General features: G+C 67.6%; 13 protein-coding genes and 2 riboswitches. Of the genes, 6 read left to right on the top strand and 7 right to left on the bottom strand.

Going from position 1 to position 13,599, the window contains the following annotated elements:
* Positions 1–60 precede the first annotated feature (60 nt).
* Complete coding sequence (locus ACFV4R_RS16935; protein WP_377203653.1) at positions 61–1,455, bottom strand: YibE/F family protein; 1,395 nt, start codon at positions 1,453–1,455, stop codon at positions 61–63.
* 140 nt (positions 1,456–1,595) lie between these two features.
* On the opposite strand from ACFV4R_RS16935, the gene ACFV4R_RS16930 reads away from it, so the two are divergent.
* Both ACFV4R_RS16930 and ACFV4R_RS16925 read left to right on the top strand, forming a co-directional pair.
* Positions 1,596–2,354: an alpha/beta hydrolase gene (locus tag ACFV4R_RS16930; RefSeq protein ID WP_377203652.1), complete on the top strand. Its 759-nt coding sequence runs from the start codon at positions 1,596–1,598 to the stop codon at positions 2,352–2,354.
* A 74-nt stretch (positions 2,355–2,428) separates the two neighbouring features.
* Positions 2,429–3,253, top strand: coding sequence for a lysophospholipid acyltransferase family protein (locus ACFV4R_RS16925; RefSeq protein WP_377203651.1), 825 nt, complete (start codon positions 2,429–2,431; stop codon positions 3,251–3,253).
* A 107-nt stretch (positions 3,254–3,360) separates the two neighbouring features.
* Here ACFV4R_RS16925 and ACFV4R_RS16920 read toward each other — a convergent pair whose 3' ends face one another.
* From ACFV4R_RS16920 to ACFV4R_RS16910, 3 genes are all read right to left on the bottom strand, one after another.
* Positions 3,361–4,413 (bottom strand): GNAT family N-acetyltransferase, encoded by a 1,053-nt coding sequence (locus tag ACFV4R_RS16920; RefSeq protein WP_377203650.1) that lies wholly within the window; start codon positions 4,411–4,413, stop codon positions 3,361–3,363.
* Between the two features lie 2 nt (positions 4,414–4,415).
* Complete coding sequence (locus tag ACFV4R_RS16915; protein WP_091719181.1) at positions 4,416–5,801, bottom strand: glycine--tRNA ligase; 1,386 nt, start codon at positions 5,799–5,801, stop codon at positions 4,416–4,418.
* A 129-nt stretch (positions 5,802–5,930) separates the two neighbouring features.
* Positions 5,931–6,917 (bottom strand): DMT family transporter, encoded by a 987-nt coding sequence (locus ACFV4R_RS16910; protein ID WP_377203649.1) that lies wholly within the window; start codon positions 6,915–6,917, stop codon positions 5,931–5,933.
* A gap of 32 nt (positions 6,918–6,949) precedes the next feature.
* Here ACFV4R_RS16910 and ACFV4R_RS16905 point away from each other — a divergent pair, with 32 nt between their 5' ends.
* Positions 6,950–7,180 (top strand): RNA-binding S4 domain-containing protein, encoded by a 231-nt coding sequence (locus ACFV4R_RS16905; RefSeq protein WP_045730958.1) that lies wholly within the window; start codon positions 6,950–6,952, stop codon positions 7,178–7,180.
* Between the two features lie 94 nt (positions 7,181–7,274).
* Here ACFV4R_RS16905 and ACFV4R_RS16900 read toward each other — a convergent pair whose 3' ends face one another.
* Positions 7,275–7,925, bottom strand: coding sequence for an alpha/beta hydrolase (locus tag ACFV4R_RS16900; protein WP_377203648.1), 651 nt, complete (start codon positions 7,923–7,925; stop codon positions 7,275–7,277).
* A 78-nt stretch (positions 7,926–8,003) separates the two neighbouring features.
* Here ACFV4R_RS16900 and ACFV4R_RS16895 point away from each other — a divergent pair, with 78 nt between their 5' ends.
* Together ACFV4R_RS16895 and ACFV4R_RS16890 are read left to right on the top strand one after the other, a co-directional pair.
* A complete protein-coding gene (locus tag ACFV4R_RS16895; protein WP_377203647.1) occupies positions 8,004–8,873 on the top strand; it encodes an SGNH/GDSL hydrolase family protein in 870 nt (289 codons plus the stop codon).
* A gap of 101 nt (positions 8,874–8,974) precedes the next feature.
* Positions 8,975–9,562: a hypothetical protein gene (locus tag ACFV4R_RS16890; RefSeq protein ID WP_377203646.1), complete on the top strand. Its 588-nt coding sequence runs from the start codon at positions 8,975–8,977 to the stop codon at positions 9,560–9,562.
* Positions 9,563–9,699: 137 nt separating this feature from the next.
* Here ACFV4R_RS16890 and ACFV4R_RS16885 read toward each other — a convergent pair whose 3' ends face one another.
* The gene (locus ACFV4R_RS16885) at positions 9,700–10,815 is read right to left on the bottom strand and encodes a homoserine O-acetyltransferase (protein ID WP_377203645.1); all 1,116 of its coding nucleotides are present in this window, start codon (positions 10,813–10,815) and stop codon (positions 9,700–9,702) included.
* Between the two features lie 12 nt (positions 10,816–10,827).
* Positions 10,828–10,942: riboswitch (SAM riboswitch) on the bottom strand.
* A 147-nt stretch (positions 10,943–11,089) separates the two neighbouring features.
* The gene (locus ACFV4R_RS16880) at positions 11,090–12,412 is read right to left on the bottom strand and encodes a bifunctional o-acetylhomoserine/o-acetylserine sulfhydrylase (protein WP_377203644.1); all 1,323 of its coding nucleotides are present in this window, start codon (positions 12,410–12,412) and stop codon (positions 11,090–11,092) included.
* A 43-nt stretch (positions 12,413–12,455) separates the two neighbouring features.
* Positions 12,456–12,571: riboswitch (SAM riboswitch) on the bottom strand.
* A gap of 161 nt (positions 12,572–12,732) precedes the next feature.
* On the opposite strand from ACFV4R_RS16880, the gene ACFV4R_RS16875 reads away from it, so the two are divergent.
* Positions 12,733–13,371 carry a VOC family protein gene (locus ACFV4R_RS16875; RefSeq protein WP_015936572.1) on the top strand — a complete coding sequence of 213 codons (639 nt, stop codon included), beginning with the start codon at positions 12,733–12,735 and terminating at the stop codon, positions 13,369–13,371.
* Positions 13,372–13,599 lie beyond the last annotated feature (228 nt).

Raw genomic sequence — 13,599 nt, 5'->3', positions numbered from 1 at the left:
ATCCGGCCAAATCGGGTGTTCGGCCCGGACCTCTCGCTGGCCGACGGCCAGGAGAAGCCGTCAGCCGCGGTCGGCCCTGCGGCTCCGGCGGGTGGGAAGGGTTTCGTCGCCTGCGGGCAACCCCCCGCCGTCGTCCGTCCACTCCTTTGCTGTGCGCTGCCGGAATCCGGACGGCGCAGTCCGCGACGTGCTGAGCGCAGCGTTCCCGCCGGTAGGGGTCACGACGGCGGGAACCTCCTGCCGGATGCCGGTGGCCTTGACCACCAGCACGGCGATGAGGGTGGTCACCGGGATGGCCAGGACCAGGCCGATCGATCCGACGAGGGTCCGGATGACCTCTTCGGAGAGTTCGGCGCTGGTGAGGGTCTCCCCCAGCGGCCGGTCGTACAGCATGACGATGATGAGGATGGGCAGGGCCGCTCCGGCGTAGGCGAACGCGATGGTGTACACGGTGGAGGCAATGTGGTCGCGGCCGATCCGCATGGCCGACGTAAACAGTTTGCGTGCGCTGCTGTTGGGCGCCAGTTCGTAGAGTTCCCAGACGGCTGAGGACTGGGTGATGGTCACATCGTTGAGGACGCCCAGCCCGGAGATGATCAGCCCGCACAGGATCACCCCCGAAATGGAGATGTTCGCTGAAGTGTTGATCAGTGTGGTGGCGTCGTGGTTGCCCACTCCGGCGAGGTTGGCGGCGCTGGTGGCCCACCAGGCCAAGAGGGCGGTGATCGCCAGCCCGAACATCGTCCCGAGCAATGCGGTGGACGTCCGGGCGGAGAAGCCGTGGGCGAAGTAGAGCACCCCGATCATGATCACCGTGGACCCCACCAGGGCCAGCAGCAGCGGCGGCTTGCCTTCCACCAGCCCGGGCAGCATGAAGCTGGCCAGCACGAAGTAGGCACCCACCAGGCCGATGAGGGCACGGAGGCCCCGCCAGCGGGCGACGGCGATGACTACAAAGGCGTACAGGATGGCCAGCAGGACGATGGGCAGGGTCCGGACGAAGTCCACGAAGATGTACGCCGGCGAGCCCTGCGTGGAAGCCGCGCCCTGGGCGTTGGAAAGGTTGAGGTAGCGGATCCGGTCGCCGGGCTTGACGCCGTGCGACGTGGCAACGTCCGGGTTGATGACCACCTTGACGGGGCTGCCGCCCTTGTCCGGCTCGGTGAACGCGAACGTGCAGTTGGACCCCTGGGGCTGCTGGCCCGAGCCCTGCTGCGGCCGGCCGCCCTGCCCCTGCTCCTGGGTGGCCACGCCCTGCATGCAGTTCTCGGTTGCCACGTTCCTGATGGTCCCGGTATCGAAGGTCACTCCGGGTGCCGTCGAGTAGGGGTTGGCCAGCGAGATGCCGTCCTTGCTTCCGGACGGCCACAGCATGGCCATCCCTGCGAGGGTGAGCAGTGTGATGGGGATCAGGATGGCGGCGAGGATGCGGTTGGCCTTCCTGCGGGCAGCCATCGCCTGGACCGTCGGCTCCGAATGATCTGTGGAAGCGTGGGAGTGTCCTGAGCCCATCAGCAGTTGAACCTCATACGTTGAACTCTACGTGGGTCACCGTAGGGTTGATAAATGGACCATTCGGACTTGGAGGTACCGGCGTGGGCAACCGTGGCATGAAGGATAAGGGCGGGGTTCAGACCGGGCAGCGGCCCGTGGTTCCCCTGCACCGGCCTGTACTGAGCGTCCTGGAGGCGTCCGGACCAACGAGGGCGGTGGCTTTGGTGCTGCATGGTGGCAAGGCCCGCAGCAGGGAACCCGTGGAGGCCCGCCACCTGAGTCCCGCCAGGATGGTTCCCTTCGCCCGGCACCTGCACCGCGCGGGCCGCAAGCACGGGCTGGCCGTCTGGTCCCTCCGCAACAGCGTCCGCGGGTGGAACGGCAACGACATGTCGCCGCTGCAGGATGCGAAGTGGGCGCTGCAGCAGATCGAGGAACGCCACCCCGGGGTTCCGGTCTTCCTGGTGGGGCACTCCATGGGCGGCTTGACTGCCGTCTGCGCCGCGGACCACCCGCAGGTGGAGGCAGTAGTGGCACTGGCCCCCTGGCTGAGCCCGGAAACGCCGGCCGAACGGGTTTCCGGCGTCAAGGTCCTGATCGTGCACGGGACCACCGACCACATGACCAGCCCCCGGCAGTCGTTGGCGTTTGCGCGCCGCGCCAGCGCGGAGGCGGCCAGCATGCAGTACGTCTCGCTCAAGGGCGTTGGCCACTTCATGCTTCGCAAGGTCAGGATCTGGCACATCCTGGCCACCGGATTCGTGATCCAGGCTTTTGCCGAGAGCACCGGCACGGCCGTGCGCCCGGCCCGCGCCTTCGGTCAGCTGCTGCCCGAAGGGTCCGTGCACGTAACCCTGTGAGCCGCAGCGACGTCAACGGAACCGGAGGGGGGCCTCCCTTGCCATCATTCTTATCCCGTCGGAGGGAGGCAGCCATGCATTGGCGCCCGGCGCCCAATGACCGCTTCTACCGGCTGATCGTGCGCACCGGGCTGTTCCTCCGAGGAGCTTTCCGGATCAGGGTCATCAGTACCGGAACCGGGCACCTGCCCCCGGCGGGGCCGCGGAGCGGGGTCTCCCGCGCGGTGGTCCCCGGCACCGGAGCGGTCTTTGCCGTGACGCACTTCGGATACCTGGACTTCGCGGTTGCCGAACTGCTGCTCTGGAAGCGGGCACGGGCGCAGCTGCGGTTCCTGATCCACCAAGGTGCGGCCGATCACTGGTTCGCGGGCCCGGCGGTCAGCGCCAGCGGCCATGTGGTGGTGGGCTACACCGACAGGGCCGGCGCCTACGACGAGGCCGTCGCGAAACTGCGTGCCGGCGAGTACCTGGCCGTTTTTCCGGAAGCCGGCGTGAGCCGCAGCTTCACGGTGCGCGGCTGCAGGACCGGTGCGGTACGGATGGCGGCCGAAGCCGGAGTGCCGGTGATTCCGGTATCCGTCTGGGGCGCACACCGCCTGTTGACCCGCGGCCACGGGTTCTCCCCGCGCCGGGCCTGGCAAGCACCGGTGCGGATCCACGTGGGCAGTGCGTTGACCTATGCGCCGGACGTGGATGCCGAGGCGGCAACGGCGTCCCTGCGGGACATACTCCAGGACGGGATCGACCGGTGCATCGCCGACTTTCCGCTGCAGCCGGAGCCCCGGGCATGGTGGATGCCGGCGCACCTGGGGGGTGGCGCCCCTACCGACGCCGAACGGAAAATCCTGGACAGCGACGACGAAGCCCGTGGCCGCCGTCGTGGTCCCCGGAAAAAGTAGCCGCCCCAGCCGTCCTGCCTCCCCTTAAGCAGGTAGCGCCAGCTGCCGTTCTGACGGATCAAAACGGCAGCTGGCGCTACGTGCGTTGGGTTGCGGGCCGGGATTCCCTAGTCGGAGACCACCAGGGTCTCCGCCGCGGCCAGCCGGGCCTTCCCGCTGTCCAGCAGGGGTTCGACGGCGGCGCGCAGGGCAGCCATCGAATCGTCTAGTTCCAGCATGACCGGGTGCTGGTACGCAATGAGGGCCAGCATGTCCCGGACGGCCTCGGCAGCATCGTCGGCCGCCAATGCAGGGTCATGGCCCACGAACACGTCAGTGGGTGCTCCCGGAGCCGCCGCATCCTGGCCTCCGGGGCCTTCACCGGCGTCCGCCGCGTCCGGGGTTGCCGGGGCGGCGTAGCTGACGGCGAACGCCCGGATGCGGCCCTTCTTGCTGGGGGCCACCCCCTGGCCGAACGCCGATTCGGGCTGCGCCCGGAGGACGATGGCGCCGTGGGCTCCGGTGAGTTCGTCCAGGAACAGTTTCTGCACCTGGCCCACGGACAGCACTCCGGGCGAATCCCAGTCATGGATGGCGGTGTAGTACCGGCCCACCACGTCGGTCAGTTCAACCGATCCGGTGGCCACGTCCATCACCACGTCGGAGCCGGCGTTCTCGCCGCTGACCGGCCGGCCGCCATGGTCCGTGTCCGGGAAGACCGGCAGTTTCAGCGCGCCCGGCTGCACAACCACCAGGCGTGAGCGCTGGATAGGCGCGAGGCCGGCGGCCCCGGCAAAGGCGTCGCCGGGGGTGCCGGGCTCCACCTTGGCACGCAGCTTGGCCACGCCCGACGGCGCGTTCCCGGCTTCGCGGCGCAGCATGGCCAGGAGTGTGGCACCGATGCCGGTGCGCCGGTGGTCCCGGGCCACCTCGATGTAGCTCCACAGGCGTTCCGGGTGCAGCGCCGCTTCATAGACGACGCCGGCGGCCACGGGGATGCCGACGCCGTCGATCACGTCTTCGGCAACGATGCAGCGCCGCCACGGCGTGCCGCCGGTTCCGTTGGAGGACGGTGCCAGGGCGCTGCGGAACTGCCGGGCCTGCGCGGTTTCCGGGCCGCCCCAGATTTCCAGGAGGGCGAGGTCGTCGCCGTCCCGCCATTCGCGGTATTCGATGGCCATGGCTAGGCGCCGATCAGGCGTGCGGCCAGGTAGCCCTCCACCTTGTCCAGGGAGACCCGTTCCTGGCTCATGGTGTCGCGTTCGCGGATGGTCACGGCCTGGTCCTCGAGGGTGTCGAAGTCCACGGTGATGCAGAACGGGGTACCGATCTCATCCTGGCGGCGGTAACGGCGGCCAATGGCACCGGCGTCGTCGAAGTCGATGTTCCAGTTCTTGCGGAGCTGGGCACCGAGGTCCTTGGCCTTCGGGGACAGGGCCTCGTTGCGGCTCAGCGGCAGCACGGCAGCCTTGACCGGGGCCAGGCGCGGGTCCAGCTTGAGCACGGTGCGGACGTCGACGCCGCCCTTGGCGTTGGGTGCCTCATCCTCGGTGTACGCGTCGATCAGGAACGCCATGAAGGAGCGGGTCAGGCCGGCGGCCGGTTCGATCACGTACGGGGTGTAGCGCTCGTTGGTGGCCTGGTTGAAGTAGCTCAGGTCCGTGCCGGAGGCCTTGGCGTGGGTGGAGAGGTCGAAGTCCGTGCGGTTGGCCACGCCTTCCAGCTCGCCCCATTCGGAGCCCTGGAACCCGAAGCGGTATTCGATGTCCGTGGTGCCCTTGGAGTAGTGGCTGAGCTTTTCCAGCGGGTGCTCGAAGAACCGCAGGTTCTCCTCGCGGATGCCCAGGCCGGTGTACCAGGCCATGCGCTCCTTCATCCAGTATTGGTGCCACTCTTCGTCAGTTCCGGGCTCGACGAAGAACTCCATTTCCATCTGTTCGAACTCGCGGGTGCGGAAGATGAAGTTGCCCGGTGTGATCTCGTTGCGGAAGGACTTGCCGATCTGGCCGATGCCGAACGGCGGCTTCTTCCGCGAGGTGGTGAGGACGTTGTTGAAGTTCACGAAGATGCCCTGCGCGGTTTCCGGGCGCAGGTAGTGCAGCCCTTCCTCGCTGGCCACCGGGCCCAGGTAAGTCTTGAGGAGGCCGGAGAATTCCTGCGGTTCGGTCCATTCGCCGCGGGTGCCGCAGTTGGCGCAGGCGATGTCTTTCAGGCCGTTTTCCGCCGGGCGGCCCTTCTTTTCCTCATACTCTTCTTCGAGGTGGTCCGCGCGGTACCGCTTGTGGCAGGACAGGCACTCCACCAGGGGGTCGGAGAAGACATCAACGTGGCCGGACGCTTCCCAAACCTGCTTGGGGAGGATGACGGAGGAGTCCAGGCCCACCACGTCTTCGCGGCCGCGGACCATGGACTGCCACCACTGGCGCTTGATGTTTTCCTTCAGTTCGGCGCCGAGGGGCCCGTAGTCCCAGGCTGAACGCGAACCTCCGTAGATCTCACCGGCCTGGAACACGAAGCCCCTCCGTTTGGAGAGGGAAATGACCTGGTCGAGGACGGATTTTGCTGCCATGGGGGTAACTCCAATTTCTACAGGGCCGCTGGGTGCGGTCCGCGGTTTTCAGGCCACGCACGGCACCGGATGTGGGGCACGTCCGGTGCCCTGGCGGGCGGATGAAGGGATGCGTGAAAGCTGCGTTTCCTAGCCTACCGGCCGCCGTCCGCGGAGCGCGCCCCGCGGCCACGGCAGTGTTGCCAGGATGATGGCCGCCAGGGTCAGGATGGTGCCCAGGACGGTGGGAAGGGCCACCACGCTGCCCGGTGCCGGCACGAAGATGTCCAGGGCCAGCGAACCCATCAGCTGCCCGGCGATCATGCCCAGCCCGGTGACCAGGACGCCGAGGGTCCGGACCAGGAGGGCGCCCAGGCCGATGAACACGCATCCCATGGGTCCGCCCAGGTAGTACCACCACTCCGCGGGCAGCGGGTTTGCGGGTCCCGCCACCACCACCTTGATGGCCAGCACCGTCCACAGGACCAGGCAGCCGGCGATGAAGTTGACCAGCGTGGCGGCGATCGGGGTGCCGTAGTGAACGGTTGCGGTGCCGTTCATCGCCTGCTGGAAACTCATCAGGAAGCCCGCTGCCACGGGCAGCAGGAGGGGCAGCAGCAGCGCGGCAGCCCCGCCGGAGCCGGATGTGGCGAAGCGCGGTGATACGGCCCAGGCGACGGCGGCGATGGTGAGGATGCAGCCGACAATCCGGATGCCGGTGACGGATTTCTTGCCCGCGGGGCCCAGGCCCAGCCGGTCCACCAGCAGGCCGCTGACCGTCTGTCCCGTCACGGTGGCGACCGTGAAGAGCGCCACGCCCAGGATGCCGACAGTGAAGGTCTGGGCAAACACGAACAGCGCGCCGATGCCGCCGGCCAGGACATAGGCGGGCGGGAACGCCCGGCTGCGGACGGCGGGAATGATCCGGGCAAGGCCGGCCCGGCCACGCGGCAGCAGCAGCGAGATGAGGATCATGACCAGCAGCCCTGTGCTGAAGCTCACCACCGCGGCGCTGATGCCGTCGTCCAGCCGGGCACCCAGGGCGCCGTTGATCCGGCCCTGGACGGGAATGGCAAGGCCTGCGCCCACCGCCAGCGGCAGGCCTGCGAGTACGGGCAGGCGGGAGGTGGAGGTCATTGGATCCACCTTACGTCAGGCATTATTGCTCTATGAGCATCCCCGTTGACGACGTCCCCATCCGCGACTCCATGATCCGGCTGGGCCAGCTGCTGAAGCTTGCCAACCTTGTGGAGGACGGCGTGGAAGCGGCGGAGCTGATCAAGAACGGGCTGGTGAAGGTCAACGGCGAAATTGACGACCGCCGAGGCCGCCAGCTGCACAACGGCGACACCGTCACCGTGAACGGCCAGACCGTGCGGGTGGTCGCGCCGGAGGCCTAAGACCCCCGGCGCCCTGTGTGCTGTACTCCGCCTGCTGTACCCCGCCGGCGGAAAAAGGGCGTGGCTCCCGGGCCGCCGCCCGTCGTCGTACGCCCTATTTCTTCAGGACCTCGTGGGTGAGGAATTCGCCCACGTGGCCAATTTCCTGCTGGTTGATGCCGTGCCACATTCCTGTGTAGAGCACCTTGGTGAGCTTGACGTGCTTGCGCACCCAGCCCATGGTGTAGTCGATCTTGTCCTCGGTGATCACAGGGTCCTGCTGGTCCCGGCCCCAGAACATGGGCACGGTGCCGTCCAGCTCGGCATCCTTGAACGTGGGGTCGTCGCCGGCGTCCACCACGAACCCTGAAAGTCCGACGACGGCTGCGAAGTCCGCGGGCCGCTGCCGCAGGAGGGTGGTGGCCATGGCCATGCCCATGGAGAAGCCGAGCAGGGACACCGAGGGGTGCCCTTCCCTGATGGTGTCGATCCAGTCCAGGACGTACGCCGAGGCCTTCTTGACCCGGTCCAGCGAATAGTCGATCGAGGCCGTCAGCGGGAACCAGGTAAAGCCCGGGCCCGTGGCGATCGGGGCACGGACGGAGGCGACCGCGAACCCGCCGGGCAGGAGATCCGCGAGGCTCAGCAGGTCCTGCTCGTTGGCGCCGTATCCGTGCAGGAGCACCAGCAGGGGTTTACCGTCCCGCTCGCCTTCAGGGTGCGACCACAGGACGACGGGGGCAGGAAATACTTCGGCTTCAGTCATGGTTTCCATTCTTACAGTTACCCGAAAGTAACAACCTACGTTCGCGTAGGCAGCGAGGCGGAAGGCAGGATAGGACCCGTGACTGACGCAAGCCCCCTCCACAGCCCCATCACGGACACCGGCTCCCACCCCTGGACCCGGTACGTGGCCATGGGCGACTCCTTTACCGAGGGCATCGGCGATCCCGAACCCTCAAGTCCCGGCGGCTACCGTGGCTGGGCCGACCGCGTGGCCGAAGAACTGGGCCGGACGCTGCCCGACTTCGCCTACGCCAACCTGGCCGTCCGCGGCCGGTTGCTCCAGCAGATCGTCGACCAGCAACTCGCCCCGGCGCTGGCGCTCAAGCCCGACCTGGTGACGCTCTCCGCAGGCGGCAACGACCTGATCCGCCCCGGCGGAGACCCCGACGCCCTGGCCGAAAAGCTGGATTCCGTGGTGCAGATCCTGTCCATGGGCGGAGCCACCGTGGTGCTGTTCAACGGTCCCGACACCGGATCCTCGGTGCTGGGAAGGATCCGCAGCAAGGTGGCCATCTACAACGAGAACCTGCGGACCGTCGCGGCACGGCACGACGCCGTGATTGCGGACATGTGGTCCCTGCGGCAGCTCAGCGACCCCCAGATGTGGGACCAGGACCGCCTCCACTTCTCTCCGCTGGGCCACCACACCATCGCAGCAATGGTGCTCGAGTCCCTGAACGTGAAGCACACGCTCGAACCCCGCCACCCCAAACCACTGCCGCCGAGCACCTGGCGAGAGGCCCGCAGCGGTGACCTCGTCTGGGCCCGCGAGTACTTTGTGCCGTGGGTGCTGCGGCGGCTGCGCCACCAGTCCTCGGGCGACGGCATCACGGCCAAGCGTCCGACGCCGGGTCCGGCCTTTGGGCCGGGCGTTCCCCTGGGTTCGGGGGAAGGTCCGCTTGGGACGGCCGACGCAGTGCGGCGCTGAGCTGGTCTGGTCTGGTCTGGGGCAGCGTGCCGGTGACCGCCGGAACGGCATGCGGCCCGTGACCGTTAAGCTGGAAAGACCCACTCGAGAGGCGCAGCACCGTGAGTAACCTGTTTTTCTGGATCATCATCCTGTCATTCGTGATCCCGATGGCCATGCGCATGTACCGGAAATCGGTGGCCAAGCGGAACCACGACCAGAGCTTTCCCGGCCGGTACCCCGAGCAGTTCCCCGGCGCCGGCCAATATCCCGGCAGCCAGAACCCGGGCGGCCAGTTCCCCGGGTCGGCCGGGCCGCAGAGCAGGCAGCCGCGCGATGGCTACACCCAGCAGGACTACTACTCGGGCGGTTTCCGGCAGATCGGGCAGCAGGCACCGAACGTTCCACAGCCCGGGCCCTACCAGTACGGCCAGCCGCCGGTCCCTGGCCAGGGCGGGCAGCCTTTCGGCCAGCCGCCGTACGGGGAGCAGCAGTTCAACCAGGCTCCCTACAACCAGCCCCAGCCCGGCCAGCAGCAGCCCGGGTACCCCGCGCCGGAACAGCCGGCAGCGCCCGCCACTCCCCCGCCGCCGTCGGCCCCGCAGGGATTCCGGGCCCGGAAACTCGCGGAACTGGACCAGAAGTACAGCAACGGCGATATGTCGATGGAGGACTACATGGCCCGCCGCAGCGAAATCATGAACGGCTAGCCTGGGCCGCAGAAACCCTTAGGGGCCCCGGGCGTCGTCACGTTCTGGAGATCATCGATCAGAGGCTTGTTCGCGCAACCCGGCCCTTGAGAGTTCGGATCCGCGGACAAGCCTCTGTTTCTGTGCAGGCCGTGCTGCTAGGCCAGGAACTCCGACCGGAGCTGGGCTCCCAGCTGGCCGATTTCGGTCAGGAAGCCGTCGTGGCCGATAGGCGCCTGGATGAGGTGGACCTCAACGTCGCCGGGAAGGGCCTGGGCCAACTCGTAAGACTGGGACGGGAAGTAGAGCCGGTCCGATTCCACGGCTGCCACGAAAAACCGGGCACTGGTCCGGGCGAGGGTAGCGGCCAGGCTTCCCCGGCCGCGGCAGACGTCGTGGCTCATGAGCGCCTCGGTGAGGGCGATGTAGCTGTTCGCGTCGAAGCGCCGGACGAGCTTGCTGCCCTGGTGGTCCAGGTAGCTCTCCACCTGGTACCGGCCCCTGCCGGCGAGGACTCCGCCCTGCAGGGGCGACTCCGAAGCCTGGGCTTCCCGGCCGAAGCGGTGCTCCAGCTCGGCGGCCGACCTGTAGGTGATGTGGGCAATGCGGCGGGCGAGCGCCAGGCCGTCCTCGGGGCAGGGACCGCCGTAGTAGTCGCCGTCGTTGAAGTTCGGGTCCTGGCGGATGGCCAGGGTCTGGGCCTGGGCGAACGCGATCTGTTCGGCCGTGCTGGCCGCTCCCACCGCGATGACGGCGCAGCGCTGCACCCGTTCGGGGAAAGTGACGGCCCATTCCAGCGCCCGGGCGCCGCCCATGGAGCCGCCCAGCACCGCGTACCAGCTGCTGATGCCCAGCTGGTCCGCCAGGCGGGCTTCAGCTTCCGTGCTGTCCCGGAGCGTCACCAGGGGGAACCGGGAGCCCCACGGCTTGCCGTCGGGGCCGGGCGATGACGGCCCGGTGGAGCCGTAACAGCCGCCCACAATGTTGATGGAGACCACAAAGAAGCGGTCCGTATCCACGGGGGCGCCGGGTCCGGCAAGGTGCTCCCACCAGCCTTCCTCATCGGTGTCCCCGCGGGTCACGTGCGTGCTGCCGGTCAGGGCGTGCTCCACCAGGATGGCGTTGCTGCCATCGGCGTTCAGCGTCCCCCACGTTTCGTACGCCAGGGTGACGTCGGGCAGGAATCCGCCGCCCTCGAGCTGCAGCCCCCCGATGGAGGCATAGCGGACAATTCCGTGTTCGGGTGCGGTTGTACGGGCGACGGTAACCGTCATGGCAAGACCTCTTCTACGCGCTTGCCCGCCGTCGTTTACCGGCAGGCCAGGTCTTCACCCGGGGCACCCCGCCGCGGAAGGAGGGTTGCCGGCCAGCAAGCCGGGGCTGTCACTGGCACTCATGACCTGGTTCGAGTGTACGAAACACCCCCCGCTGATGGCCAAGCATGTGACTGGTTGTGACTTGCCGGTCCGCGCTGCTTTTCCCCGACGGCAGCCCGGCGGAAGGGAGGCCGGCCGCCTGGCCGGCCTCCCGCCGTCGTACGTCTTCGGCTTAGCCGGCCGCTCCCTTGGCGGCGCGGAAGCCCGCCTTAAGGTCTGCCAGGATGTCATCGATGTGCTCGATGCCCACGGACAGCCGCACCAGGCCAGGCGTGACGCCGGCAACCGCCTGCTGTTCCGGGGTCAGCTGGCTGTGGGTGGTGGAGGCAGGGTGGATCACCAGGGAACGGACGTCGCCGATGTTGGCAACGTGGGAGTGCAGTTCCAGGGCATCGACGAACCGCTGCCCCGCTTCGGCTCCTCCGGCAAGGTTGAAGGCGACGACGGCGCCCGTCCCCTTGGGCCCGTACTTGCGGCCGCGCTCGTACCAGGGGCTGGACGGCAGGCCCGCGTAGGCAACCGATTCAACGTCGTCCCGGCCTTCCAGCCACTGGGCCACTTCGGTGGCGTTGGCCACATGGCGTTCCACGCGCAGGCTCAGCGTTTCCAGGCCCTGGGCAATCAGGAACGCGTTGAACGGCGAAACGGCCGAGCCGAGGTCGCGAAGGAGCTGGACCCGCGCCTTGAGGATGTAGGACAGGTTTGCGCCGAGGAGGCCGTTTTCCCCGAGGTCCCTGCCATAGACCAATCCGTTGTAGGTGGGGTCCGGGGTGTTGAAACCCGGGAACCGATCCGGGTCCTTGCTGAAGTCGAATTTGCCCGAATCCACGATGACGCCGGCGATCGCCGCTCCGTGCCCGCCGAGATACTTGGTGGCGGAGTGGACCACGATGTCGGCTCCCCATTCCAGGGGACGGATCAGGTATGGCGTGGAAAGGGTGTTGTCCACGATCAGGGGCACACCGGCCTGGTGCGCCACCCCGGAAATGCCTTCGATGTCCAGGACGTCCTGGCGCGGGTTGGAGACCACCTCGCCGAAGAACAGCTTGGTGTTGGGCTGCACGGCGTCCCGCCACTGGTCCAGGTTGTCCGGGTCCGCCACGAACGTCACGGTGATGCCGAACTTCTTCAGCGTGTGGGCGAACAGGTTGTAGGTTCCGCCGTACAGGCTGGGGCTGGCCACGATGTGGTCGCCCGCCTCTGCGATGTTCAGGATGGCGAAGGTCTCCGCGGCCTGGCCGGAGCTGAGCAGCAAGGCACCGAGTCCCCCTTCGAGGCTGGCGATGCGCTGCTCAACGGCCTCCTGCGTGGGGTTGCCGATGCGGGTGTAGATGGGGGCCAGTTCCGCCAGGGCGAACCGGTTGGCCGCACTCTCGGCGCTGGGGAAGACAAACGAGGTGGTCTGGTAGATGGGCAGTGCCCGGGCGCCGGTAACGCCGTCGGGCTCCTGGCCGGCGTGGATCTGGCGGGTTTCGAAGGACCAACCGTTGGACATTCAAGGCTCCTTTGACATGGGCCCGGCATGCTGAGAGCACCGCGGGCCGCGCTTGCCGCCCGGCCGTTGCCGGACAACCAGGTCCTCACCCGGGGCACCCCACCGCGGATGGAGGGTTGCCGGCCAGCGAGCCGGGGCTTGGCGCTGGCACTCATGACCTGCGCCCAGTGTAGGAACACCTTGGCGGCGGCGGACAGGATTGTGACGAACATGGTCCTGCACGCCAGTTCCGGGCTGAAAACTGAACCCTGCTGAAATGGAAAATTCGAGTAAGGCAAGCCTAAGCTGAGAGCCCGATCACAAAGTGCCAAGATGATGGCATGCGCATGGATCACGTCTCTTACGCCTGTGAACACGATGGCCTCGCGGCCACAACCGAACGAATTGCATCTGCCCTCGGCGTTGAGGCAGTGAAAGGCGGGGTACATCCCCGGTTCGGTACCCGGAATATGATCATCCCGCTCGCGGGCCACAAGTACCTCGAAGTCGTTGAGGTCCTGGACCACCCCGCCTCTGACAAGGCCCCCTTCGGTCAGGCCGTACGGGCCCGTTCGGCGGCGGGCGGCGGCTGGATGGGCTGGTGCGTCGAAGTGGACGACCTCGCCCCCTTCGAGGAGCGCCTCGGGCGCTCGGCCGTCAACGGCAACCGCAAGTTCCCGGACGGCCGGGAGCTCGTATGGAAGCAGATCGGCATCCTGGGACTCATCGCCGACCCCCAGGTTCCCTACATGCTCAAATGGGAAGGCGACCCGTCGCTACACCCGTCCAACGCCTACGACAGCAGCCTCAAGATGAGCTGCCTGACCATCGCCGGTTCCGCTTCGCGGGTCACCGAATGGCTGGGCGAGCCCGTGGAGAAGCCGCTGGAGGACGTGGCTGTGGAGTGGGTGGCCCCGCACGGCACCCCCGGCATCCTGTCCGTCACGTTCGAAACCGCCAACGGAGCCGTCACCCTCTGACCCTTCACCTGTGGTCCGGTGCCACACCGGGCCACAGAAACGGGCGCCTGCCCGCACGAGCTTCGGCCGCTATCAGCCTGTGACAATGGCGTCACCTGCTGATAGCGGCCGAATCCATTTCCGGGCCTGCCCCGCCTAGCTGTACTGCCCAGGGACGTTGGTTTGGTGAATGTGATGACTCGCTGGAGTTGTTGAGCCAAAGGTGAGGACCTCCGGTTGCACAGTGGA

The sequence above is a fragment of the Pseudarthrobacter sp. NPDC059871 genome (assembly GCF_042731175.1).
Taxonomy (GTDB): domain Bacteria; phylum Actinomycetota; class Actinomycetes; order Actinomycetales; family Micrococcaceae; genus Arthrobacter.
The sequence above is the reverse complement of the archived record's forward strand: the minus strand, read 5'-3'. Positions and strand labels throughout refer to the sequence as shown.